The sequence below is a fragment of the Clostridium sp. HBUAS56017 genome (assembly GCF_007115085.1).
Taxonomy (GTDB): Bacteria; Bacillota; Clostridia; order Clostridiales; family Clostridiaceae; genus Clostridium; species Clostridium cibarium.
This window is the reverse complement of record NZ_SULK01000003.1, coordinates 27818-54240: the sequence shown is the minus strand read 5'-3', so window position 1 is coordinate 54240 and position 26423 is coordinate 27818. Positions and strand designations below refer to the sequence as shown.

Sequence of the window (26423 nt, the reverse complement as noted above, 5' to 3'; positions counted from 1 at the left end):
TTTAAGTTTCTCTAATTGAAAATGCAATAATTATTGTTGTTCCTTTTCCTAAATCACTTTCTATATAAAAGTTTCCCTTTAAGACTTTTATTAATCTCTTTGCTATTGAAAGTCCAAGCCCAGTGCCCTCAATTTGTGCATTTCTTGACTTATCAGCTTTAAAAAACTTTTCACCTAAATACTCGATTTCTTCTTTAGGTATGCCAACACCATTATCTTCAACCTTTATATATATTTTTTTGTTATCTGAATATGTTGTTACCTTTAAAATGCCTTTAGAATAAGAAAACTTTATAGCATTATCTAAAAATATAATTAGCAGCTGTTTTAATTTATCATAATCACTTAATAACTTTGGCAAATTACTTTCTAAATTTAATTGCAAATCTATATCTTTACTATAAATTAAAGTCCTAAGACTTCTTGCAGTATCATTTATAAGCATATTTACATCTAATTCATTATGGTCAATTTCTACTTTGCCTGATTCTAACCTACTTAAATTAAGCAGATCTTTAACCATTCTTTCAAGTCTATTTGTCTCTTTTATTAATGCTGTGCAAGTATCTACTACCTCGGTAGGTTTTGTCATACCATCTACAATAGACTCTAAGTTACCTTTAATAATGGTTAAAGGAGTTCTAAATTCATGAGAAACATTTGAGATAAAGTCTTTTCTCATTTGCTCTAGCTTCTCTTTTTCACTAATATCCTGGATAAGTATTACTCCTCCCATAATCTCATTTAAGCTATTCTTTATGAGAGATATAGAAAAGTCTAATATTTTATTTTCATGTTTTTTTACTAGTGACTTTTTTTCATTATTTTCTATAGCAAATTTAAATTCATTAATTACACCTAATTGTGATAATAAATTAATCATTTCCCCATCATCTTTCATTTTTTTGCTAAAGAGCAGACTATTTGCAGCTTCGTTTACATTTATAATATTAGAATTTTTATCTAAAGCTAAAAGCCCATCACTCATACTGGTTATAATGTTACTTAATTTGTTTTTCTCCTCAAAAAGTTCACTTATTGTATACTTAAGCTTTAAAGATAATAAGTCAAATGAGCTTGATAATTCCCCTATTTCATCCTTTTGATATATGTTTGTTTTGATTCCATAGTGTCCTCTTGCAAGTTCTAAAGCTGACGAATTTATTTTCTTTATGGGATTAGAAATATTTCTTGAAAAATAATATCCTAATAGTCCTACAATAAATATTTCACCTAAGACAGTTAAAATTAAGCTTTTAAAAAATTTATCTATGGAATTTGATAAATCAGATACTGGCGAATTAAGAATTACACCTTTTATTAGGCTACTACTATCTTTTATAGGAACTGCTACTATCATCATTTCTTCATTATAGTAAGGGTTATATCCTTCATCATATGCATCTTTTCCATCCAGTACCTGCACATTAATGTCTCTATATAACTCCTTTATCTTAGAATCATTAATATAATTAATATCATTATTATCTGATGCAGTTAATAGACTACTATCATCTTTTAGTATCCAAACCTTTGCATTGTCAATATTTTTTATCAGATTCATAACTTTTATAAATTCATCATTATTTAAATCATTTCCGAGGTATGGCTCCATAGCTTTAGCTATTGCTATAGCGTGTTTTTTCATATTGTTTTTTTTAACTTCATAAATATTATTTTTAAATATATTTAATGCAATAATTCCTATAAAAAGCGTTGATACCATAACTATTGATAAAAAGCCAAGAGTTAGTTTAAAGGTAATATTTTTCTTAATCATCTTCCACCTCAAATTTATACCCTATTCCCCATACAGTCTTAATATCCCAAACATATTGATTATTTAAATTAAGCTTTGCTCTTATTCTTTTTATATGGGTATCTACAGTCCTAGGATCTCCAAAATAATCCACTCCCCATATATTATCAAGGAGCTCATCTCTTTTGATTATCTTGTTTGGAGAACCTGCAAGCATCCAAAGAACTTCAATTTCTTTCTTTGTAAGATTCATATTTACATCATCTACTTTTACTAAATAATTATTTATATCTAGTTCAAGTGAAGGATATTTAATTACTGATAATTGGCTATTTGATACTGGAGCAATTCTTCTTAGCACCGCTTTTATCCTTGCCACTACTTCTCCAGGGCTAAATGGTTTTGAAATATAGTCGTCAGCACCAGAATTTAATCCTAAAATTTTATCTGCCTCTTCACTTTTGGCAGTTATCATTATTATAGGAGTATTTGATTCTTTTCTAATTCTATTGCAAACTTCTATTCCATCTATATATGGCATCATAATATCTAGTAAAATTAGTTCAGGATTATAGTGCTTAAATTTTAATAATGCTTCTTCTCCATCTAAAGCAAAAATTACGTTAAAACCTTCTTTTTCTATATATGGTTTTAAAATTTTAATTATCTCCATATTGTCATCAGCAATAAGAATACTATTATTCATTTTTATCACCTCGTATCTCTTCCATATATGCCTAAATTATATCATTTCCTTTAATTAGAATTGTGTCCTAATTGTGTCCTTTTATTTCACAATTAAGACACTTATGCATATGTAAAATGATTTAATATTATGGCATAGACAATAAACACACAAATTTAATTTGAGGAGGAAATTAAAATGAAATCAAAAAAATTAATAGTAACATTAGCTATGGCCATTTCAATAGGGTTAGGTGTGACTGCTTATGCAGCAAATGCAGAAGCAACAAATAATACTACTACTTGTACTCAGCAAAGAGTTGGACTTTCTAAAGTTACAGGGGTTAAAGGCTACAATTATGGAGAATCAGTATTAAAGGATAAACTTGGTATGACAGATAATGAAATCTCAACAGGTTTTAATTCAGGAAAGACAATATATGATATGGCAAAGGAAAAAGGAATGTCAGAAGCTGATTTTAAGAAAGCTTTACTTGAAGAAAAAAGCAATGCTATCGATGAAGCTGTTTCTGCTGGAAATATAACAAAAGCTGAAGGTGACTCAATGAAAGCAAAGATAGAAAGTAATTCACAAAACTGCATAGGAATACCGGGTAGTAAAAAAGGTTCTATGTCAAAATCTAATTCTAGATGTTTAGCAAATTCATAATTTATATACTTAGTAATTATTGACATATAAATTCAATAAAGATATTATATATATAAAAGGCATATGCCAATAACTAAAATTCATATGCTAATTTATTATATATTAATGGAGGTTCTTTATGAAAATTGCATTACCATCACGTAATAATAATATCGATGATCATTTTGGTCATTGTGAATATTTCACTGTCTTTACAGTTAACACAGAAACTAAGGAAATAACAGCTTCTGAAACAGTTCAGTCACCATCAGGTTGTGGCTGCAAATCAAATATAGCATCAACTCTTTCTAACATGGGTGTCAAAGTTATGCTTGCAGGCAATATGGGTGAAGGTGCTGTAAGAGTACTTAATAATTCAGGAATAGAAGTATTGAGGGGCTGTTCTGGGGATGTAAAGGCTGTAGCCTTAAAATGGCTTGAAGGCTCTATTAAAGATTCTGATGATTTCTGTCATGCTCATGAACACGGATGTCATAATGAATAAACTTTTATAATATTTAAGTATAATTAATGAAAAAAAGAGGAGACATTTTATTTAGTCTCCTCTTTTAAATAATTACAAATTATTACTTGTCTTACACCACTTCTTGCAAAATTGCTTTTTCTTACTACACATTACTTTTTGTGAACCACAACTAGGACAAATTGTCCTGTCTTGGTCATAATTTATTTCGTAAGTTTCTCCGCAATCTAAACAATTAAACTTGCAATGATTTGTAGTGTAATTTCCACCATTTATATTAATTGCCTTCCCTTCTGTTAATGCAATAGCAACTTTTTTCCTTGCGCTATCGATTATGTTTTGAAAGGTTTGTCTTGATACTTGCATCTTTTCTGCACATTCTTCTTGATTTAATTCCTCTATATCTTTAAGCCTCATAGCTTCAAGTTCTTCAACCTTTAGAATAATTTCTTCTAGTTCACATTTTGGCTTTCCCCAGGGTACAAAATAATTATCTTCTGGAAAAAATTCAACTCTTCTAAACTTTATTGGTCTAGCCATCCTTATCCTCCTTGCATTCACTACATGTTTAAAGTTACCATTAATATCTATTATACTATTACATTTAAAATAAATCTTCAGGAGGTTTGAGTATTTCTTTTTATTCTAGATTATTTCTATTGAGTTACCTGTATTGTTATAAATAAACTCTTTTCTAAATTCATGTTTAAGTTTATATATGGTATTTTCTCCTGTACAATGTGACAATCTTAGAAGAGATATGCTATTTTCTTTGAAAAATTCCATGGTTTTATTTAATCTTAATTCATCTGCTTCTATTAAATGACTTCCTCCAACAACGCAATAAATAGGCATTCCTGTCCTTTTCATTATTGTTTTAAGTATATTTACAATTCCAATATGAGAACATCCAAGTATAACAACTAACCCCTTTTCGTATTTAACTCCTAAAGAAATTTCATCTGAAAAATCGTCTAAAATATACCCCTCATTTTTCTTTATAAAAAACTTTTCATTAAGAGTTTCAAACTCAGTGCTTCTCTCAAAATTAGTAAATACCATTAACTCATCAGTAATTTTAAAGATATCTTCAGTAACATATTTTACAGCTATATTGTTTTTAACTATAAATTCCTCACTAAAGGAATTCCCGTTGAATTTATAGCCTTCTTCTATTAACTTATATTTTTCATTAAAAAATCCATTTCCAACTATGAGTTTAAAATTTTTTTTTGAATATTTGGTAAATTCTCTAAAGCCTCCACTATGATCATAATGACCATGACTTAATATTACGTAATCTAAATTATTAATATCTTTATTTAGCTTTTCTGCATTTTTAATAAAATCTCCACTTTGCCCTGTATCAAATAAGATTTTTTTATCCTCAAATTCTATAAATAAAGCAAGTCCATGTTCATTAACTAAAGTATCATTATTATCTTGCCGGTTCTCTATAAGAGTCGTTATTTTTATGCTCATATAATTCTCTCCTTGTTATAATAATAAATTTAAACATTTCATTATAAGCATATGATAATTATAACAAATTGACTTATACTTTTTTGATTTAATTTAGATAATATCTCTTATATAGTTATTTTCACTATCTCTACTAATTTTATTTTACTTTACATATTACCATATATGTAATGTATGTTGTATAAAAAGACTAACAGATGCAATACTTATCCAACAACAAAGTCCCATAATAATTGGTTTTCTACCAGTTTTAATTAATTTCACAATATTAGTATTTAGTCCGATTGCTACCATAGCCATTGTAATAAAGAATTTACCTGCTTCAGTTAATGGTTTTGTAATGCTGCTACTCATATTAAATACCGTACTTATAATAGCAGCTAACAAGAAAAATAAGATAAACCATGGGAATATTTTTGATAATTTGACTGTAGTAGTGGAATTTTTTTTAGAACGATATAAGGCAAGTATTAATGTGATTGGAATTATTGCAAGGGTTCGTGTAAGCTTAACAATTGTAGCATAATGTAGTGCTATATCACTTCCATGAGCGCTTGACCATGTTTGTCCAGCAGCAACTACAGAAGAAGTATCATTTATAGCAGTTCCAGCCCACATTCCAAAGCCTATATCATTGAAGCCTAATAAATCCCCCAAGACTGGGAACAAAAATGCAGCTATTACATTAAATAAGAAGATTACAGAAATTGACTTAGCAATATCCTCATCCTTTGCATCAATAACTGGAGCAGTAGCAGCAATGGCTGATCCACCGCATATAGACGAGCCAACCCCTACTAAAATAGATATGTTTGAAGGAATTTTCATTAATTTACTTACTACATATGAAACAATCAGCGAAGTTGATATTGTTGAAATTATAATTAATAATGACTGGCTCCCTACTTTAAATATTTGAAAAAAATTCATTCCAAATCCTAGTAAAATAATTGCGTATTGAAGTATCTTTTTTGACGTAAATTTAATTCCACTTTCAAAAGAATTTTTACGTGGGAAAAGTGCTATTATCAAACCTAATAAAATTCCAAATACCGGACCTCCTATAATTGTAAATTTTTCTCCAAATAACGCGGCAATTATAGCAATTAATAAACAAAATAGTAAACCTTGATAATTCTTTTTAATAAACTCCATAATATTCCTCTTTTCTTAAACTTTTCTTCAAGGAGTATATTATCACAAGAGAACCATAACTAAAAATTATTTATTTTTATATAATCATAAAAATATGTTATGCTTAATTGATGGAGGAATATGTATGTTGGATTTTAGAATAAATACATTTTTAACTGTATGTAATTACATGAATTTTACCAAAGCTGCGGAAGCTCTATGTATTACACAGCCAGCGGTATCGCAGCATATTAAATATTTAGAAAAGAGTTATGATACTAAATTCTTTGAATATGAAGGCAGAAAAATAACCCTTACTAAGCAAGGAAAAATATTTTATGATGCTGTTGCCACAATGAAGCATGATGAGCAATATTTAAAAGAAAAAATTATTCAAGAAAAATCAGGTGTAAAGAACCTTAAATTTGGAGCAACTCTCACAATTGGAGAATTTATATTGCCACCAAAACTATGTGATTACTTAAACAGGAATAATAATATGAATATTACTATAATTGTAGAAAATACTAAAGAGCTTCTTTATAAGTTAGAACATGGCGAAATTGATTTTGCACTAGTAGAAGGATATTTTGCAAAAAATGAATATGATTTTGCTGTATATTCAAGTGAAAAGTATATTTGCGTTTCAGGAAAAGGCTACCAATTTAAAAAGCAACCACGTGTATTAGAAGATTTACTTCAAGAAACATTGATTATAAGAGAAAAAGGGTCAGGTACACGAGATATTTTTGAAAAGAACTTAGAAAAACAAAACCTTACTTTAAAGGATTTTACCAAAGTTATTGAGCTAGGGAATATTAATGCAATAAAATATTTAGTTAAAAATAATAATGGAATTACTTCTCTATATGAAGCTGCAGTTAAAGATGAGCTGGAAAATGGATCTTTAAAAAAAATAGAAATTAAGGATTTGCAGAAAAATCATGATTTTTATTTTATATGGAGAAAAAATAGCGCCTTTAAAAATGTATACCAAAAATTAGTTGAAGAATTTTAAAGAAAATACCTTGGACTACTCATATAATAAAATCTCCAACATCTTATATAATGTTGGAGATTTTCATTATAATTATTTCACTGTAAGTAATGCGTTCTTTACCTTTGGAACTACATAGTGACTTCCACCTTTATCCTTTGCGTTTTCAACCATTTCTACTACAAGCATGTTGCTAGTTTTGTTAGTAGTCATAGCTGCAAACCAACCAATTTCAGTTCCTGTTTTATCATCTTGCGATGCCTTAACTTCTGCTGTTCCTGTTTTACCAGCTATAGTAGCACCTGGTATTTGTGCCTCATGGCCTGTACCATTAGGATTTGCAACTACCTGAATCATATCATTTAATATGGTAGTTGTAGATTCCTTAGAGACTACATTTGATTTCCACATCTCTCCTGTTGGATTATCCTTATATAATAAATATGGTTTAACCATGCTTCCGCTATTTGCAAACATAGAATACATAGAAGCTAAATGTACAGGATTTACAAGAATTTCTCCTTGACCATATCCACTATCTGCAAGTTGTACATCAGTTTTTATGTTTCCATCTGTTGCATATTGTGAATTAGTTAATCCAAATTCAAAAGGCATATCTTCACCAAAACCAAAGCTTTTAAGTTTTTCTGCGAATTTATCTTTTCCTATATCTAATGCAGCTTGAGCAAAATAGATATTATCAGAATAAATCATAGCATTTTGAAGGTTTGAACCTCCTCCATACTCAGATACTCTTGTAACAGAATAACTTCCCCAGCTATTATCCTTCTTCCAAGATAAACCGCTGATTTTTTTATCTGCTTCTGGATCTAATGTTTTTGTATCAAGTCCTATAGCGCCAGTTATAGGTTTAAATGTTGATCCTGGAGCTACCGTACTCTTAAACCTATTATATAAAGGTTTATTAGGATCGTTATTTAAACTATTCCATTTATCATTTGACATACCTAGTACGAAGTCATTAGGATCGTATCCAGGAGCACTTACAAGGGCTAATACTTCTCCTGTATTTGGATTCATAGCAACTGAAGCACCTTTGTCTTGAGATAAATCTGTATATAATGAACTTTGAAGGCTACTATCTATAGTTAATTTTATGTCTTTACCGTTTTCCACTTCTTTAGAAAGTACGCTGCTTACTTTACTACCCTTGCTATCAACTATAAGAATTTCTTCTCCATCATTACTTCTTAGGGTGTCTTCATAAAGTTTTTCGAGTCCTGCTTTTCCTATAAGGGAATTTTGATTATAATGTTTATCTTTATTTTGCTCTAATTCATCAGCATTTATAGCTTGTACATAACCAGTTAAATGAGCAGCTTGTGCTCCTAATGGATATATTCTTGAATCTTTATCATTAAGCAAAATCCCAGGAATTTGTAATAATGAAGCTTTTCTAGGATCATCCTTTGACATAAGCTTAAGTGGTACAAAGGTATCACTCTTTACATATGATGCACTTAACTTAGAATTTATATCATCTGCTGTCATTTGAAGAATTGATGCTATTTTATTTACAGCGTCTGCTTTATTTGCTAGCTTTCCAGGTACAATACCTACGTTAAAAACTTTACCGTCAGTAGCTAAGATTTTACCATTTCTATCTAGTATGCTACCTCTTTTTCCTTTTGTAGGATTAGTATTTACCTTATAATCATTTTGAAGTTCTGGAAGAATAGCTTTTGAATCCCAAACTATTTTATAATCCTTCCCGTCATCCTTTTTCAGTTCTATAGAGTTTGAAAAATCAAGTTCTCCAGCTATAGTATTCATAGAGGTATCGTAATTTATAGTAGCTTCACTACTACTTTTCTTAATATCTCCTACTTTAACTTTTATATCACTTGCATCTATCCCGTTATATATGTTTTTATTTCTAGAAACAAAATCCTCTTGAGATATATTGCTATCCTTAGAAATTAAGTTATACATACCTTCGTAATCTTTGTCATTTAAGAGACTTACATACTTTTCTAGTACATCACTTGGCTTACTTGAATTATTAATTACATAATAAATTCCTCCACCAATTAATGATACAACTACTATACCGCTGCCTATTATAGCTGCTAATAATCCTTTTTTCATTAATTCACCTACTTTTCATCTTGTAATTTATAATTAAAATTGCATTACATTTCCATTATACTATGTATTTATATGAAATTCATAGTGTTAAATTATTAAGAAAAAAAAATTCTAAGATTTATCTCTTAGAATTTTGTAGATCCTTATAATGTTTCAATTATTAAAGTTGACCATTCAGTATCATCATTTTGAATCCACTTAAAGTTTACTTCTATTTTATTTAACCAAGCACTTAGTCCACTGCTTTCTTTTGATGCATTAGGTAATTGTCTTCCATAAATATCTTTAATATCTTCTAGTAACTTTTTTTGTTCGTCTTTACCTAAACTTTCACCTAAAAATGTTGAAACAAGATTTCTTGCTTCTATATAACTTTTTCCATCTTCAAAATAAAGTTCATCAGCAAGGGCTTGCCTTTCTCTATTTAAAAATTCTCTTACCTCATCGATTTCAGCATGATTTGATAAATACTTTTTTGAAATCTTTAATGCTTCTATTTCTTTATCCATCTTTTTCACTTGTTTCTCTAATTGTAAATGTCTCATTTATTAACCTACTTTACTTATATTATTTTGTCTTTTTATGACTATTAGCTTATTATATCATAAATATAGTTTTTTAATGCATACGAAAATATTTAAACTTTTTATTTTAATCTCTATCTCTATACGAATAAATACTTCCTAGGAAAATAGTTATACATATTATACTTGTTGCAGAAATAACTATTGCAATAAGTTTTGCTAGAATAGATAAAGGGATAATATCTCCAAAGCCTATAGTAGTAAAGGTAACTACGGTATAGTAAAAAAGATCAAAATAACTAGGATTATTTGAAAATCCATTTTGTAAGGAGCTAGCCAAACATACCCCAAGGAATAAGTTTAACACAATCATTATAACAACTATACCAACTATTAATGATACCTTAATAAAACTTTTTTCATCATATGGAGAAATCTTTACCTTTCCTGGATTTCTCATAATATTTAAAAGTATTTTTAAATTTAAAATATAACATATGAAGACTCCAATAAATCCACTAATTACATATTTACTTACTTGCGAAGGATATGCTAAAGTTGCTGCTAAAAAGGTACTGGTTATAAAATAGCTTAGTAAAAAATCCCCTTTCATACTGTTATCTTTTGAGCTTGCCATAAAATTATTTAAATTATTGCTTATTATTAAGATAAATCCAAAAAGGTAATGCACAAGCAAACAGCAATTAATTATAAGTATAAGTTTAATATACAAATTTAGCTGTAGGTTTACATATTTAATAAGAATAATATAAACTGATACAAAGCTAAAGAACTCTGAAAGACAAATTATAATACATTGACTTATTCTCATAAAGAGATCCTTTTCTAAAAATAAATCTAGATAGTTCTTATTTATCTTTTTAATAGCTAGGAAAATGGAGTTAATACAGTTACCTATGCTTCTTCCGCTTCCTAAAATTAATATAATAATAGCTAAAACTGTTATCAATGTTATTATATCCTCACCTCTAAGTATATAATTCTTTACAACTATAATAATATGTATTAAATGTTATATTAATAACTTCTAAAAAAAAGACTATATCACTAAAAATTAGTATCTTATATCTCTTAACAAATAAAAGAATCTCCAAGTTTAATACCTTGAAGATTTACTTGTTTTAGATGTATTATGGTGTCTAGCATTTATCTCAAATTGTTCTTATTTATTCTACAACTTTATAATTAAATTTTGGTGGTCCACTAAAACAGTAATATAAAAATAAATTATCATCTATCTTTTCAATATTACATTTAATATCATCTACATAAATTTCTTTATAATTATTATTCGTACCAGTAAAAAAGCCATAAAGAATTCCTTTTTTATCTGGGTCTTTTGAACTTGTTAATCTGCTCCAGCTGGATGTAAAATTATATTTATTTGAATTTGATTGTATAAATATATAATTATCTAATTGATCGATATTTGCTCCCAATAAAAAATCCTCTACACTCCATCCCTTAAGAAATTTGTTTCTTGTTATTACTAAATTTAATTGATTGTATGGAGTTTTATTGACAAACATAACCTTATCTTTATTTAAATTTATTTTTTTTAAGGTTTCCAAATTCTTTAAATTATCTATACTTTTTGAATTAGTCCTACTAAAGGATTGTTCAGGTGACCAATTGTGGGTAATTCCTATAATTAATGCCAATAATATTAATAATGATAAACTAAAAATTAAAATAATCTTCTTTCTCATATAAACCTCCCTTTTGGAAAATATAACTAAATAATAACATGGGAGTATATATAAGTAAATTAATGGATTATATAGTTAATAGCCAAAGAACACTAATATATTTAAAACAATATTTTTTAAATCAATATATTTTTGTGGAAGATTTTCTTTTGCACCAAGCATTTGTAGTGGGTTTACTAAATCTCGAAGCTTGCTTAACCCATACCAATTAGATGGCAAGACTCTATTAGAAGAGCTATTATATGCTTTTTCAAACATTTCAATTTGCCTTTGATTAAAACTATTCTCATATCGAAAAAACTGTCCTATATCTCCTAAGCTATGGCCAAAACCCGAAAATTCCCAATCAACAATCCAAATACCATTATTTTTATCAATTATCATATTTGCAGGACGAAAATCTGAGTGAATGAAACTTATATACTTATCAATTTCATATAAATCTCTTTTTTTATCTTCTATAAGTGTCTTAACTCTTTCTTTAATATCTTGTCCAATACGTTCAGTAACAATTTCTTTTTCAAGGAACAAGTCATACCATGTTAGAAAAGGTGGATAATCATCATGAAATTCATCTTTATTTAAAATATTACAGTTATGTATATATGAAGCACTTTCAGCAACTTCAACTATAATTCTATCTTCAAGCTTGCCTTTTTGTATAAGCATTTCTTGCATAGAATTACCATTCACATATTCATATATTAAACATATTCTTTGTGTAATGTTATTTTCAGATACAAAAAGCAATTTAGGAACATTTATATAGCCGTAAAATAACTCGCTAATAAATCTTTCCTTTTTATAACTAATATCCTTTAATGGGCATACTCTTAACAAAAAATATCCCTTATTTGTATGTATCTTATAATTACTATTTCTACATCCAACATATATTGGAGTATAATTTAATATTTCAAAATTCTTATCATATTCTGTGAATATAGCTGTTATTTCTTTAATGCTCAAATTATAAAAAGGTATCGAGCGTTCCCATACATTATCCATCCTATCCTCCACTTAAATGTTAAATCCAGTACCTACATTCCTGAATTACCAATTGTTCTTCCAGCAATATATAAAATCAATATTATCTACATTATTTTTAATTATTATCTTCAGGAAATACAATTCCACTTTTATTCCTTGCAATTGTTTGAGCTTCACTTACTATTAAGCTGTGTTCTAACATTTTATAACACTTTTCCAAATCATTATTTTTAATCATCTCTATAAATTCAATGAACTCATTAACCATACGATGATCATAATTGTTTTCATTAATTAAAGAGCTAGTTCCATCATTCATTAATAACTCAAATCCTTTACAAACATTAGTTGGAGTATCTTGATATATGCATCCTTTATCCCCTTGAATATTATTTGCAATAGGAGCCTTACAATCTTTTGCTCCAATACAAACACATTTAAATGTTTCATAATCTAATATTAATACTCCTGATGTATCTATTCCTCTTTCTATATTAGGATAATATTCAACATTTTTAGGTTTTCCAAATAAACCAACTATATAATGAATGTTGTAAATATTCAAATCCATTAATGCTCCACCAGAAAAATTAGGATCAAATGCAGGCAGTACATTACCTTCCTTAAAACTATTATATCTACTAGAATACTGAGAATAATTACATTGAACAATTTTTATATTTCCCAAGGCTGGAAGCAGTTCCTTAATCTTTTTATAATTAGGGAGATATTGATTAGTGATTGCCTCAAATATAAATAAGTTTCTTTGTTTAGCTAAATCCTTTAATATTGATGCTTCTTTATAATTTGATGTTATAGGTTTTTCAATAATAACATTTTTATTTGCCACTAATGCCTTTTTAGCAAACTCAAAATGCAGATTATTAGGTAATGCAATATAAACAGTATCTACATCACTATTAAGCAGTTCGTCATAATCATAATAAATATCCATAATTTTATATTTATTCTTCAATTCATTCATTTTCTCTTCAGCACTTTTTCTTCCATAGATAGCTGCTAACTCTAAATCCTTTAAATAGGAAGTAATAGTTAGGAACTCCTGAACGATCATTCCAGATCCAATAATGCCTAGTTTCATGTTAATACCTCCATTGCATATAAAAAAAATTTAACTTCACTTTGAAATAACTCTTGTTCCATTTTTGCCTGCTACTATTATCTTTGTAACCTCTTTGGTGAATATAGAAGTTTCAATTACCCCTGTAATATTATTTAGATCATCATTTAATTTTTTAAAATTCCTTACATTTTCAAACTTTATATCTAACAAAAAATTGCCATCATCAGTAATTAAATATCCATCTTTATTATTACAAGTTCTAACTACAGAGTTACCTCCTAAGGCTTTAACCATTTTGCTTACATAAGCTAATGAATCTTTAACTATTTATAAATGAACTTCATCAATAAAATATGCTGGAATTACTTCTATTCCATAGTTAAAACAAAGATTTTTTGTACTATCAGATGGAGTTACAACTTTAATTTTCAAACCATCCTGTATTTCTTTACTTATAAGCTCAATTAAAGAAGCTATAGTTCTTCCTGCTCCTAAACCAATTACAGTATTATTTTTTATATATTCCATAGCTTTTTCAGCACATAATTTTCTTAAATCCTCTTCATTCACCTTATCTTAAGCCTCCATATTAGCTACTTATTTTAAATCTTTTATTCCAGCTTCTAATATTTCCATTTGCAATAATACTTGTTCATCAGTAATAGTTTTACTTTTACCATTTATAATTGTTTCGTATAAATCATCATATACACGGCCATAATCACCAGAGACAGACTTCACCTTTTCTTCGTGTATGTCGCCTTCTTCATCCATATATGTAAGTACCCCATAATGATCAAATGTATCAATACCAAAATCCTTGTTTTGAGGCATATAGAATAATTTTAAATGCTCTTCTTGGCGGTCCTTTGTCTTCTTTAGAAAACATCCTTTTTTACCATATACAACAAAGCTTGGTCTTTCCTTGATTCTAAAATAACTGGATTTTACTGATACCTTTAATTTTCCATAATATAAATCCAAATCGAAGTAATCATTCATTTTGCCTGTGCCTAATAATTGCCTTACATCATAATGGATATTATCTGGTTTGCCAAAATAACTAATTACTTGATCCAAGGTATGACACCCGTGACCATATAAATATGATGAGTGAGGATCAAAACTAGTACTAGCTTCAGGTACTTCTGGTCTATAATAATCAAAATGCATTTCTAATTCTAGTAATTCACCTAATTTTCCCTCTTTGATAACTTTTTGAACTGTTAAAAAATCACTATCAAAGCGTCTATTTTGGTAAGGTTGAACTATTAATCCTTTTTCTTTTGCCAAAGCAAAGATTTCTTTTGCCTGCTCAGAATCTTCCATAAATGGCTTTTCAACTAGACAATGTTTATTGTGTTCTAACACCATTTTTGCATATTCATAATGACTATTATGAAGTGTACAAATCACTATCAATTGTATTTCTTCGTCATTTAATAGCTCATCTAAGTTAGAAGTATAATTTACTCTATCGATTCTATCCCAATTTTCATTTTTAGGATTCCTTTGATAAATAGTCTTTACCTTTATATTTTTTCTTTGCACCACAAATGGAAGATGATATCTATTAGTACTTTTACCATTTCCAATATAACCTATTGTAAGCATAGCTACCTCCTAAAAATATAATTCTGTGTGTACTTATCTCTAAGCTTTGGTTTTATTATAATCATTCTAAATTTTTTCCACAAACTAAAATATTTCACCTCAAAGGGTGAAATACTTTATGATGATTCGCTTTTATAACCATCAAGATATTCAGCTATCATATCCATGTCATTTTGCTCCACTTTAGGACTTATTCTAATAAAAGGAATATTAGTAATATCCGCTATTGTTGAGGTGGTTATTATAAAATCTACCTTTTTAAGATTCTCCTCATTTTCATACATAAATTCTTGATAATCATAAAACCTGCATACCTCTATTTTTTCTCCAAAATAATTTTTAATTTTATCATTAATAAAACTTAATATAGACTCATCATAATCACAAACAATTATAGTATTTAATTTATATCTACCTATCCCACACATGGTTACTAAGTGAATAGTTATATAAGCTAAATCAATAAGTCCTATATTCAAATTTAGTTTCTTCTTAATAATATGTATAATTTCAGTGGCCATTTTAAATTCTGTTTTATAGGTTTTAACAACTTTTTTATCTATGGTATTTGATATACAATGTCTATATTTCAAACGATTTATCATTGGAGCTACATATAAAATTAACTTATATTTATTATCTGGATTAACCCTTAAATCTATTTTAAAGTTTTTATATAAAATGTTTAAAAACTCATCTACTATATAAACAACTTCTTCTGTTTGAATATTTTTAATATCTGTTCCATGAAGGAATTGCTTTGATTTAAAATACTGCTGTAAATTGAGCCATTCTGTTTCTGATAATCTTTCCTCTAATATCTTTTCTACTTTTTCTCGTATAGCAATAATTACAGGCATAAGTTCACCGTTTATATCATCTGAATCATTTAAATTAAATCCTAATTTCTGACGATTAACTGCAACTAATATTTCATAACATAAAAGTTGGGCGCTATGGCCTGATAAATAATAATTATGCTTTTTAGTTTCAGCACTTACCACATGATAAATATCTCTAGCTAATGTAATAACATCTTTCCCTTCAAATAAATAACTCCAATATTTCGAAACAGTACTTATATTAATCCGTTTTGCTAAAACCCAACTGATAATATTTCTTTTTTCCTTTTCATCTGCCCTAAGTGTAATTCCTTCATTTAAAGAATAACTTATTCCCAATTTCAACTCTTTCTTTAACCACTTATTCATAAAAGCAATATCATTATTTACAGTAGCTGTAGATACATATAAACTTTCTGCCAATTCTTCTACATAAATATATTTTTTAGTAGTTAATTTTAGCAGTATGTACATTTGCCTATCTATGGGCAAACTTGGTGCTTCTATTATATACTCATAATCTAAAACTTTTCTTATAAGATCATTTTTCTTCAAAATCTCTTTATTTCTTTTAGTTAGGAAGTAACCTTTTTTTATACTAGAATCTATTTCTGTATCGTATTCTTTTAATAAATTGTTGATTTCTTTGATATCTTTTCTTATTGTCCTAATTGTTACATTGCAAAGCCTTGCCAGTTCATTACCAGTAATGTATTCTTCTGTATTAAAAATTAAATTTAAAATATCTCGACGTCTTCGATTCAAATTTATGGTCACCTACCTTATATCGTTAGCTTTCAATTGCCAATTGTTCTTCCGGCAATATATAAAATTAATTTTGCTTCTTCTTCTGGTGGTTTCAAACAATCTGAGAAAATCCATTCTTTAAGAAGTCTTACTGTTCCATACTGTACAAAGGAAGCGATTGCGTTCTTTTCATCCAAATCAAGATCCTCTGGTAGATGTTTAATGACCATCCCATCAAACTGTGGAAGTGAGATTTTGATGTGGGTGATTAGGTCATAATTACCTTGATCTAGCACAAGTTTTGCAAATTCAAGATTGTCTTTTATATATTGTAGAACCCGGGTCAGACATTCAAAGAAATTTTTGCCTTCTCTAATATCATTTATAACGGCAAATGAAGTATTTTCTATGTACATTTCAGCAATTTCATTTAATACATCATATTGACTTCCATAGTGATTATAGAAGGTAGTACGATTAATTCCTGCAATTTGACATAATTCTCGTATTGATATTTTTTTTATATTATGTATCTTTAACATTTCTAATAAAGCCTCACGGATCAAGCGTTTTGTTAACATGACCCTCTGATTGGTATTATTTTTTTCTGACATAACTCCTCCATTGAATTCGACACTTTTAAATCATCTGTCGGTTGCAAAATCAACAGGTGTTGATATTATTATAGAGTACTTATGAAATAAGTCAATGAAAAGGAGATTGGAAAATGAAGAAAAAATCAAAAAAAATATTAAAAATAATCATTGCATGCATTATGCTCGTGATAATACTTATTTCTGGTTATGAAATCAAAGAAAATATGAGAATTAATAAAATCGTGAACTCACACAAAACGGAGCAAAACATAAAAGAAAACGATGTTGTAAGAAATAGTGATGAGAAGGATTCTAAACATATTGTGACTGGAGTTCAACAGATTATGATAGGAACAATGTGTAATAGTTATGATAATGCTTTACAGACATTACTTGATATTAAAAACGCAGGTTATGAAGGAATCGAATTAAATGATTTTATGATCCACAAGTCTTCTATTCTGGTAAAACTAATGACAAAGTTCTCAGGAATGTCTATTGGCAACGGTGGCGAGCTTGATTGGCCAAAGCTCATAGAAGAAAGTGGACTAAAGGTTACAAGTCTCCACAGTGATTTGGCAAGCATTGAGAAAGATCCTAAAGCTATAACAGATGAAGCTAAAAGTTTTGGAACAGATACTGTAGTTATTACTGGTATGTACAAATTTGATTATAGTAGTTTAGAGGAAGTGGACAAACTTGCCCAAGGTCTCAATCAGGCAGGAAAGGCTCTTTCGGATGAAGGAATACATCTTTTGTATCATAATCATAATTGCGAATTACAAAAGGAAGCCAATGGAAAAACAGCTTACGATGTTATAATTGAAGAAACAGATCCTGAATATGTGAACTTCGAGTTTGACAGCTTTTGGATGACAGATGGTGGTGCTAATGTTACAGCCTTAATGGAAAAGCTAGGTAATAGGATAAAACTATGGCATATTAATGATCGTGGTTGCACTAAATCAGGTCCATATATGACGCCAATACTTGAAGAAAATGCTACAGAATTAGGAAATGGAAATATGGATCTAGATACGCTCTCAGAAATAGCTATAAAAAATGGAGTAAAGGGTGTTATATTAGAAACTCATAAGAATTGGGTAGATAAAGATCCAATTAAGAGTCTACAGGTTAGTGGAGAATACATGCAGAAGAAGTTTGGTGACAAATAACGTTATTTTGTAAATGCTCCACCCTCCATTTAAATGTTAAAAAGGCCTTTTTAACTAACAAAATTTAATGTTAGCGAAAAAGGCCCAAATAATTTTAATACTTATTGTAACTCATTATTTCAGTTACATCTTTTCTAATCTTTTTTCTTGGTTCCTTATTTTCATAGTAACCTAGAGATATTACTAAATGAACTTTTTTGCTTGATGGAATATTTAAAAGTTCCTTTATGGATTTTTCCTTAAACCAACCCATCATACAGGTTCCTAAATCTAAGGAAGCTGCAGCTAAACAAATATTTTCACAGGCTATTCCTATATCTAAAGAAGTAAAATCCTGCTTTTTAATAACTTCTCCCATTTTAGATGTTAGGTTTCTCTTCTCCCCTACTACCACAATAAAAGCCGGTGAAGAGAGAGCAAATTTATTTATCCCACTTACTAAAGGATCATATAATTTTTTAGCTAGCTTAGAAACAATTTCTTTATCATCTACTACAACAAACTTCCAAGGTTGTGCGTTACATGCAGAAGGCGACATTCTGCCTGCCTCAATTATCTTTTCAATCTTTTCTCTTTCAACTGGTTTATCTATATATCCTCTAACACTTTCTCTTTTATATATCAATTCAAAAAAATCCATTACTGTCCTCCAAACACAAAGTTATTTTATACATTATATCATACTATTTATCTTTAGATATTAGATCTGTTTTTTTTAATTTTAAGGCAAGCTTTACAAATTCATACCACATCACTGAAGCTATGGATGCACCTATAACCAAAAGCATTTCTTTAAAACTTAAAGCTTCAAGGTTTAGAAATTTTGAAATAGGAGTATAAAGAATTATTCCAACCCCAAGAAGTATTGCTATATTTACTAGCCATAAAACCTTATCCTTACTTAATTTTTTAAAAGATTCATATACAAAGTCCTTATTGGAACTATTAACTTGAACTAGAAATATATTAGAAAGTATTATTATAGCTAATCCCATGGAACGTGCTACTGCTGCCCCTTCAGGATTATAACTTAAATACCCATAATAGATACCAAAGGAAGCAATAAAAATGACTAATCCTTGAATTAAGCTTTTTAGCAAAAGCCTTGGATTTATTATGCCTTCATTTTGGCTACGTGGATTACGTTTCATAATATCAGATTCTGATGGCTGTCTTTCAAGAACTATTGAACATGTTGGATCTATAATTAATTCTAAAAGAACAACATGTATTGGTAATAATAATAAAGAAGAAGAATCTATTTTTAGAAGAGGTGCAACTAGTGAAGCTAAAGCTATTGGTATATGAATTGTAAATATATAACCTACAGCTTTTCTTATATTGTCATATATTCTTCTGCCGTCTTTAACAGTATCCACTATAGTAGAAAAGTTATCATCTAAAAGTATTAAATCTGAGGCATCTCTTGATATCTCGGAGCCCCTTTTACCCATGGAAATACCTATATCTGCATATTTTAATGCAACAGCATCATTTACACCATCACCAGTCATAGCTACTACTTCTCCATTTTCTTGAAAGGCCTTTACTATCTTCATTTTATGCTCTGGAAGTACCCTTGAAAAAATACATACATCCTTTACTTTTTCTCTTAATGTACTATCATCCATAAGGGAAAGCTCATCACCAGTGATTATTTTATTTGAACAAATGCCAACTCTTTTTGCAATTGAAGCTGCAGTTAATCCATTATCTCCAGTAATCATAATAACTCTAATACCTGCAGATATACATTTATTAATGTCATCTTTTATATAATCCCTTGGAGGATCTATAAGCCCTATTAATCCTAGAAACTTTAGACTGCAATCTTCTAATTCAAGAGGAACTATTTCATTATCTTCAATGTCCTTTTTTCCTACCGCTATTACTCTAAGGCCTTTTGAAGATATTTCATATGCCTTTTTATTTATTTTATCTATTTCTTCCTTTTTGAGATTGCAAAGGTTAATTAACTTTTCAGAAGAACCTTTAGCACAAATTATTATTTTATTATCACGCTTCCAAACATGCCCCATCATTTTTCGTTTATTGGTAAAGGAATATTCATTAATAAGCTCACCACTAAACAGGTAGTCCTTTTTTATATCATTATCTTGGCAGTATTTAAGCATGGCTTTTTCCATAGGGTCATAAGGATTTGTTTCACATGCCATCCCCATAACTTTTAGCAAATTATCTTTATCTTCTTCAATAGACCAAATATGATCTACTTTCATATTATTTAATGTGATAGTGCCAGTTTTATCTACACAAAGTATGGATACAGCACCTAAAGTCTCTACTGAAGGAAGCTTTCGAACTAGAGATTGTTTCTTTGCTAGCCGCCATGCTCCCATTGATAAAAACACGGTCAAAACTACAGGGAATTCCTCTGGAATCATCGCCATTGCAAGGGTTATACCTGAAAGAATGCTTTCGATTAGCCTTTCTTTTAGTGGGGAATCAAAGAGATTTAAATACGTTATTGCTGCCACGATAAAACAAAGAACTATAGCTAATACAGAGCATATTTTTACAAGATATCTTGTTTGTTTCTCAAGTGGAGTTACAATATCTTTAGCTTCTGATATGCCATGCCCTATTTTCCCATATTCAGTAGCCATTCCTATTTTTTCTACCTTAACTACTCCACTCCCCTGAAGGACCAAGGTTCCAGCATAGCAGTGATCCTTTTTTAAATAATCCCCTTCATCTGTAGAATCAATGGATTTCCATATACCTTCAGCCTCTCCAGTTAAGGAAGATTCATCTATGAAAAGATCATTAGAAGAGATTAGCTTTCCATCAGCTGGCACTTTTATACCTTCTGTTATAATCATTAAATCTCCTGGAACTAAGTCTTCACTATTTATCATTTTTTCTTTATAATCTCTAATAACCTTAATATGAGGTGCAGATAATTTCCTTAAGGACTTTAAAGTTTTATCTGTCTTCCACTCTTGAACCACATCAATTAATATCATTCCAACTACAAATATTAGCATTACCGAACCATCAGTTGGTTCCCCCAGTAGGAAATAAATAATAGCCGACATTATTAGTAATAAAAACATAGGTTCTTTTAGTACATTAAGAAGCTTTAAAAGGAAATTCTCCTTTTTCTCTGGAATAAGTTGATTTTTACCATACTTATTTTGAGCTTTCTTAGCTTCCTCATTTGTTAGCCCCTGCAATTTCATTGTCTTTCTTTCAATTGTCATAATAAGTTACCTCCCTTTAATCCATAACGACTCTCTCTCTCTGTTATGAATAAATTTGTTTGATAGCTCTATGGCATTGCATTTATAACAGTTAATGCTCTAAAAGAAAAAATACCTGTAGAACATTAAACTGTCCCACAGGTATTAAATAACCCTGTTGCCTATTTTGGCCCGGCTCCTTAAATTACTACAACTTATGGCCTGATCAGTTTGTACTGTAGTTTATATGCAGCGCAAAGAGATTTTTATATATTATATTGCAGAATTATTAATAAGGTTACTTTATTTGATAAAAATATTTAATTTTCTAACTTACTTGTGTTAAATATGGGCTAAAATGCCTAATATCACTTGATGCAAGGGGTAGTATATATAAAATAGCCACTTCAAATTTTTGCTTTTCCCAAGGGTTCCATTGTACTTTAATAAAACAGGAATACCAAGAAGTAAACCAAAAAGGTAGATCTCACTATACCAAGCTCCAGCCCCCCTTAAACTTAGTTGATAAATAGTTAAAATATCTATAAACATGGCACATATTCCAAGAAAAATCATCTGTTTTTTTCTGTTTCCATAATAAATATTAAATCCAAATATCAATATAACTGCAAATATACCCCAATCTCCTAAAGTTGATAAACAGCAAATAATGATTAACAAAATTATCTTATATATTTTTTTAAATCTATCATCATTCCAAACACATATTAATATTAACCCTAAAAGTAATGACCATATTACGCTGGTATGAAAATTACGTTCACCAAATAATAAAGATACTTTTCCTGTGAAAAGAAATACATAAGGTATATGAGAAATGAGAGCAAATATAAACATTCTTAATAGATACTTTTTTATGTTATGTGTATGTTTATATCCTTCTACAACCATATAACACATTATAACGATTGTTAATTTCCCAATTGCTCTAAAAACTTCATATGTGATAGTACTTGGGGTAATAAATCCATAAGCGATATGGTCCATAGTCATAGCTATGATAGCCAGTATTTTTAACTCATTATTAGTTAAGCCTTTATAACTCTTCATACTTAGTTATAATCTTATTTACAATACCGTAATCTACAGCTTCATTTGCATTCATCCAATAATTACGATTTATGTTTTCATTAACTTCTTCTAATGGTTTTCCTGTAGCATCACTTATTAATCTTGCTACTCTATCTTTTATCTTCATTATTTCTTCAGCTTCAATAGCAAGATCAGTACTTTGTCCTCTAGCTCCTCCAGATGGTTGATGAATCATATATCTTGTATTAGGCAAAGAATATCTATTTTCTTTATCAGCTGCAAGGTAAATGGTTATACCTGCACTAGCAACCCACCCTGTACCAATCATTATTACCTTAGGCTTTACAAATTTGATCATATCATGAATTGTATCTCCAGATTCAACATGGCCACCTTGGCTATTTATAAAAATCTTTATAGGTTCATCACTTATTTCTTGCAAAATCAATAACTGCATGCTAACTTTTGCTGCTAGCTCTTGATTAATTTCTCCTGAGATTATAATAGTTCTAGAATTTAGCATTTTCTCTTGATATATATCAGGTTTATTTGCACTTGCTTCTTTACTATCTTCCTTATTTATCACTTTTTTTATAATTTCCATAAAAAAACCTCCTATATTTTCCATTACATACCATTTATTCTATTCTTACTTCATGTATATGTCAACTAATCATGTTGTTTTTCTTAGTATAATCAGCAATGCCTAATGGGTAAAATAACATGAGCATTGAATCTTTGAATAAAGGAGGTACATATTTTATGAATTTTTTACAAAGCCAAGAGACCCTTACTGGAGCTCAGTGGGTTCTTCGTGCTATTACTTCATATTTCTTCTTGCTTATCATGGCAAAAATCTTAGGACAACGAACTATATCACAATTAAGACTTCTTGATTTTGTTATTGCTCTAGTTATTGGAAACATAATTGCTCACCCTTTGTCTGACGAACACCTTGGTTTAGAAGGCTCTATGATTACAACAACTGTACTAGTAATTTTATATCTTATTAGTATCTTTAGTATTCTTAAGTTCCCAGCCTTAAGAAGAATTGTAAATAGTTCACCTATTACTATTGTTAAAAATGGAGAAATTCTTTATAAAGGATTAAAAAAAGCAAGAATATCAGTTGATGTGCTATTAGAAGAATTACGTGAAGAGAAAGTAGAAGATGTGAAAAAGGTAGCCTTGGCAACTTGGGAATCTGATGGGAAAATTTCTGTTTTTTTGGATCCTAAATATAGTCCTGCTACTCTTTCAGATTTAAATATACAAGCAGAAGCTTTTAATTTTCAAAGGACAATTGTTAAAGAAGGTAAGATAATTTCAAAGAGCTTAAAGGAAATACAGAAGGATGAAGATTGGGTTCAGTCTAATTTGAAACGGTTATATCAAACAGAGGTTAAAAATGTTCTCTTAGCTACATTTGATGATAAAGGTAATCTAAAGGTGTTTTTATATAAATAAGAAAAGCTAAGACATAAAGCTTAGCTTTTCTTATTAATTGTTTTTAGAATAAAATTTTAGGGCTTCTCCAATAAATTTAGATGCACCATTTCCATATTTCTTATCCATTACTTTTATATAAGTAGGATCTGATAAATATTGTTCTGCTGTATAGCCCCAATAATTTTCTCCTTCATCTCTTTTTAAAACCTTAAGCTGTTTCTCAGTCTCATTTACTATTTTCTGAACTATTTCTTGAATTTCCTTTGAATGAGGATCTTTATTTAAGTCAGATGTAAGATTTTTATATAGTACCTCAAGCTTAGGCTTATTATATCCTAAATAACTTTTTAGAGCTTTACCGATAAATTTAGATGAGCCATCTCCATATTTACTGTCAACTGCTTTTATCCAATCAGGTAAGACTAAATAAAGTCGTACCATGTAGTACCAATAGTCATCTCCCATATCAGCTTTAAAAATTTCATAATCTTTTTTAGCTATATTAGTTATTTCTTCAGCTACTTGTTGAATTTCCTTTGAAGAAGGGTCTTTACTTAAGTCAGATACAAGCTTTTTATATAATTCTCTTAATTTAGGATGCTTATCTTCCAATAGATCTCTCTTAAACTCATCATATTGTTCTGCTTTAGTAAACATCTTATCATTTTGCCAATTTTTCTTCATAGCCTCAACATATTTTTCAATGCTTCCATACTGTGTTATGGCCATTTTAGCAATCTTATTAGCTGTACCTTCCTTAGATTTCAAGCCTTCAATAAATTCATTATATTTATCTATGCTGCCATAAGCTTTAATTATCTTATCTTTATGTTCTTTTTTAAATTCCTCTAAGGCATTAAAATATTCACTCATATCAAATTCTTTAAAACTCATTGAATTCTCTCCTTTTATTGTCTTATTTATAAGATCAATTAAATCATTTAGTCTATCACGTTTTAAAACAAGCAACTTCTCCTGCTTTTTTAAAGCTTTCATTTTATCAAAACTTGGACTGTCCATTATTTCTTTAATATCTTTTAAAGGTATATCAAGCTCCTTAAAAAACAATATCTGTTGCAATTTTTCAATAGATTTATGATCATAAAGTCTGTAACCTGCATCTGTGATTTCACTTGGGTTTAATAATCCAATTTTATGATAGTGATGTAGTGCGCGCACACTAATTCTTGTTAAATCTGAAACTTCTTTAACTGTTTTCAATTGTTATACCTCCAGCCTTGATTCAAAGGTTGTTAATATTGCAATTTATTAGCTAGCTATGAATTTCTTTTACAATATGTTCAACCTTTACCTATATGCTACACTATAACCTTATGTTAGGGTCAACAGTTTTTTATTTAAATTACAATTAAAAGGTTATATTCCTTATGAGGTTTATTTCTTGGGAAATACTGGTAACTAATTCTGATATGAATATTATTTATCTAGATAAGTTTTTATTACATCCTCCATTGAGATAACCTGAGCAAAGCGGTTATTCCAAATTCCATAATTAAAAAATTTATAAAGATTCTCACCAGAAAGATATTCGTTATCAAAAGTTGTATTTGTTTCTTCTGGAATAATTATTTTATATCCTGCATCAAAGGCACTTTTACAAGTAGCATCAAAACAATATTCTGTTTGAAGCCCTACTAGCATTATTGTATCTATCTCTTTACTTTCTAAATATTCTCTTAAGCTTGTCTTTAAAAAAGCACTATTAAACTGTTTTTCAATAATTAACTCATCATTATTAGGTGCTACTTCATTATAAATCTGCCATCCATATGTTCCTTTTTCAAATTCAGTCCCTACTCCATCATCATGACGTACATATATAACTTCTTTCATATTATCTCTTGCAGTTGAAATTAGCTTTTTTATATTTTCAATTACTTTCCTTTCATTATAAGGATGTTTTTCAATCAATGCATTTTGAACATCTACTACTAATATAGCTACGTTACTCATATATCTTTTCTCCTTTATTGTTTTTTTATATCAGATAATGATATTTATAACAATTATAAACCTTTTTCTTAAAAAATAGTTTATATATTTTTTTATTTTATCTATGATTTTAAGATAAAAAGTAAATAATAAATATAGCTTTAT

General features: G+C 28.9%; 27 protein-coding genes and 1 riboswitch. Of the genes, 5 read left to right on the top strand and 22 right to left on the bottom strand.

What is annotated here, in order from left to right; translation table 11 throughout:
* Nucleotide 1: 1 nt before the first annotated feature.
* Entirely contained in the window at nt 2-1780 is a 1779-nt protein-coding gene (locus tag FAY47_RS04150; protein ID WP_143315162.1) for an ATP-binding protein, read from the bottom strand.
* A complete protein-coding gene (locus FAY47_RS04145; RefSeq protein ID WP_143315161.1) occupies nt 1773-2465 on the bottom strand; it encodes a response regulator transcription factor in 693 nt (230 codons plus the stop codon). The genes FAY47_RS04150 and FAY47_RS04145 overlap by 8 nt, the downstream gene beginning before the upstream one ends.
* Nucleotides 2466-2642: 177 nt before the next feature.
* On the opposite strand from FAY47_RS04145, the gene FAY47_RS04140 reads away from it, so the two are divergent.
* Nucleotides 2643-3113: a hypothetical protein gene (locus FAY47_RS04140; protein ID WP_143315160.1), complete on the top strand. Its 471-nt coding sequence runs from the start codon at nt 2643-2645 to the stop codon at nt 3111-3113.
* A gap of 118 nt (nt 3114-3231) precedes the next feature.
* Entirely contained in the window at nt 3232-3597 is a 366-nt protein-coding gene (locus tag FAY47_RS04135; protein ID WP_143315159.1) for a NifB/NifX family molybdenum-iron cluster-binding protein, read from the top strand.
* A gap of 72 nt (nt 3598-3669) precedes the next feature.
* Here FAY47_RS04135 and FAY47_RS04130 read toward each other — a convergent pair whose 3' ends face one another.
* The 3 genes from FAY47_RS04130 to FAY47_RS04120 form a co-directional block, all read right to left on the bottom strand.
* Nucleotides 3670-4116 carry a DUF134 domain-containing protein gene (locus FAY47_RS04130; RefSeq protein ID WP_143315158.1) on the bottom strand — a complete coding sequence of 149 codons (447 nt, stop codon included), beginning with the start codon at nt 4114-4116 and terminating at the stop codon, nt 3670-3672.
* Between the two features lie 105 nt (nt 4117-4221).
* Nucleotides 4222-5058, bottom strand: coding sequence for an MBL fold metallo-hydrolase (locus tag FAY47_RS04125; protein WP_143315157.1), 837 nt, complete (start codon nt 5056-5058; stop codon nt 4222-4224).
* 156 nt (nt 5059-5214) lie between these two features.
* Nucleotides 5215-6213 (bottom strand): YeiH family protein, encoded by a 999-nt coding sequence (locus FAY47_RS04120; RefSeq protein WP_143315156.1) that lies wholly within the window; start codon nt 6211-6213, stop codon nt 5215-5217.
* Nucleotides 6214-6337: 124 nt separating this feature from the next.
* Here FAY47_RS04120 and FAY47_RS04115 point away from each other — a divergent pair, with 124 nt between their 5' ends.
* Nucleotides 6338-7210, top strand: coding sequence for a LysR family transcriptional regulator (locus FAY47_RS04115; protein ID WP_143315155.1), 873 nt, complete (start codon nt 6338-6340; stop codon nt 7208-7210).
* A gap of 72 nt (nt 7211-7282) precedes the next feature.
* Here the strand turns inward: FAY47_RS04115 and FAY47_RS04110 are convergent, their stop codons facing one another.
* The 11 genes from FAY47_RS04110 to FAY47_RS04065 all read right to left on the bottom strand — a co-directional run bounded on the left by FAY47_RS04110 (nt 7283) and on the right by FAY47_RS04065 (nt 17443).
* The gene (locus tag FAY47_RS04110; RefSeq protein ID WP_143315154.1) at nt 7283-9298 is read right to left on the bottom strand and encodes a penicillin-binding transpeptidase domain-containing protein; all 2016 of its coding nucleotides are present in this window, start codon (nt 9296-9298) and stop codon (nt 7283-7285) included.
* Nucleotides 9299-9441: 143 nt separating this feature from the next.
* The gene (locus tag FAY47_RS04105) at nt 9442-9843 is read right to left on the bottom strand and encodes a hypothetical protein (RefSeq protein ID WP_143315153.1); all 402 of its coding nucleotides are present in this window, start codon (nt 9841-9843) and stop codon (nt 9442-9444) included.
* A 106-nt stretch (nt 9844-9949) separates the two neighbouring features.
* Nucleotides 9950-10459 carry a potassium channel family protein gene (locus tag FAY47_RS20205; RefSeq protein WP_207706218.1) on the bottom strand — a complete coding sequence of 170 codons (510 nt, stop codon included), beginning with the start codon at nt 10457-10459 and terminating at the stop codon, nt 9950-9952.
* A 550-nt stretch (nt 10460-11009) separates the two neighbouring features.
* Nucleotides 11010-11552 carry a hypothetical protein gene (locus FAY47_RS04095; protein ID WP_143315151.1) on the bottom strand — a complete coding sequence of 181 codons (543 nt, stop codon included), beginning with the start codon at nt 11550-11552 and terminating at the stop codon, nt 11010-11012.
* A gap of 75 nt (nt 11553-11627) precedes the next feature.
* The gene (locus tag FAY47_RS04090; protein WP_143315150.1) at nt 11628-12560 is read right to left on the bottom strand and encodes a phosphotransferase; all 933 of its coding nucleotides are present in this window, start codon (nt 12558-12560) and stop codon (nt 11628-11630) included.
* 97 nt (nt 12561-12657) lie between these two features.
* Nucleotides 12658-13644, bottom strand: a complete 987-nt coding sequence (locus FAY47_RS04085; RefSeq protein WP_143315149.1) for a Gfo/Idh/MocA family oxidoreductase — start codon at nt 13642-13644, stop codon at nt 12658-12660.
* Between the two features lie 36 nt (nt 13645-13680).
* Nucleotides 13681-13953 carry a ribose-5-phosphate isomerase A gene (locus tag FAY47_RS20805; protein WP_279232034.1) on the bottom strand — a complete coding sequence of 91 codons (273 nt, stop codon included), beginning with the start codon at nt 13951-13953 and terminating at the stop codon, nt 13681-13683.
* Entirely contained in the window at nt 13954-14196 is a 243-nt protein-coding gene (locus FAY47_RS20800) for a hypothetical protein (protein WP_243129541.1), read from the bottom strand.
* A gap of 27 nt (nt 14197-14223) precedes the next feature.
* Nucleotides 14224-15240, bottom strand: a complete 1017-nt coding sequence (locus FAY47_RS04075; protein WP_143315148.1) for an oxidoreductase — start codon at nt 15238-15240, stop codon at nt 14224-14226.
* A 116-nt stretch (nt 15241-15356) separates the two neighbouring features.
* A complete protein-coding gene (locus FAY47_RS04070) occupies nt 15357-16847 on the bottom strand; it encodes an HTH domain-containing protein (RefSeq protein ID WP_143315147.1) in 1491 nt (496 codons plus the stop codon).
* Between the two features lie 32 nt (nt 16848-16879).
* Nucleotides 16880-17443 carry a TetR/AcrR family transcriptional regulator gene (locus FAY47_RS04065; protein WP_143315146.1) on the bottom strand — a complete coding sequence of 188 codons (564 nt, stop codon included), beginning with the start codon at nt 17441-17443 and terminating at the stop codon, nt 16880-16882.
* Nucleotides 17444-17556: 113 nt separating this feature from the next.
* Here FAY47_RS04065 and FAY47_RS04060 point away from each other — a divergent pair, with 113 nt between their 5' ends.
* Complete coding sequence (locus FAY47_RS04060; RefSeq protein WP_243129540.1) at nt 17557-18600, top strand: TIM barrel protein; 1044 nt, start codon at nt 17557-17559, stop codon at nt 18598-18600.
* Nucleotides 18601-18694: 94 nt separating this feature from the next.
* Here FAY47_RS04060 and FAY47_RS04055 read toward each other — a convergent pair whose 3' ends face one another.
* The 4 genes from FAY47_RS04055 to FAY47_RS04040 form a co-directional block, all read right to left on the bottom strand.
* Nucleotides 18695-19240 carry a nitroreductase family protein gene (locus FAY47_RS04055; protein WP_143315145.1) on the bottom strand — a complete coding sequence of 182 codons (546 nt, stop codon included), beginning with the start codon at nt 19238-19240 and terminating at the stop codon, nt 18695-18697.
* A 43-nt stretch (nt 19241-19283) separates the two neighbouring features.
* The gene (locus FAY47_RS04050; protein ID WP_143315144.1) at nt 19284-21824 is read right to left on the bottom strand and encodes a cation-translocating P-type ATPase; all 2541 of its coding nucleotides are present in this window, start codon (nt 21822-21824) and stop codon (nt 19284-19286) included.
* Between the two features lie 128 nt (nt 21825-21952).
* Nucleotides 21953-22043: riboswitch (NiCo riboswitch) on the bottom strand.
* 102 nt (nt 22044-22145) lie between these two features.
* The gene (locus FAY47_RS04045; RefSeq protein ID WP_143315143.1) at nt 22146-22874 is read right to left on the bottom strand and encodes a TraX family protein; all 729 of its coding nucleotides are present in this window, start codon (nt 22872-22874) and stop codon (nt 22146-22148) included.
* Nucleotides 22861-23460, bottom strand: coding sequence for an ATP-dependent Clp protease proteolytic subunit (locus FAY47_RS04040; RefSeq protein WP_143315142.1), 600 nt, complete (start codon nt 23458-23460; stop codon nt 22861-22863). The genes FAY47_RS04045 and FAY47_RS04040 overlap by 14 nt, the downstream gene beginning before the upstream one ends.
* Before the next feature lie 158 nt (nt 23461-23618).
* On the opposite strand from FAY47_RS04040, the gene FAY47_RS04035 reads away from it, so the two are divergent.
* Nucleotides 23619-24323 carry a DUF421 domain-containing protein gene (locus FAY47_RS04035; RefSeq protein WP_143315141.1) on the top strand — a complete coding sequence of 235 codons (705 nt, stop codon included), beginning with the start codon at nt 23619-23621 and terminating at the stop codon, nt 24321-24323.
* 33 nt (nt 24324-24356) lie between these two features.
* Here the strand turns inward: FAY47_RS04035 and FAY47_RS04030 are convergent, their stop codons facing one another.
* Nucleotides 24357-25526 carry a MerR family transcriptional regulator gene (locus tag FAY47_RS04030; RefSeq protein WP_143315140.1) on the bottom strand — a complete coding sequence of 390 codons (1170 nt, stop codon included), beginning with the start codon at nt 25524-25526 and terminating at the stop codon, nt 24357-24359.
* 216 nt (nt 25527-25742) lie between these two features.
* A complete protein-coding gene (locus tag FAY47_RS04025) occupies nt 25743-26279 on the bottom strand; it encodes a cysteine hydrolase family protein (RefSeq protein WP_143315139.1) in 537 nt (178 codons plus the stop codon).
* Between the last annotated feature and the right edge of the window lie 144 nt (nt 26280-26423).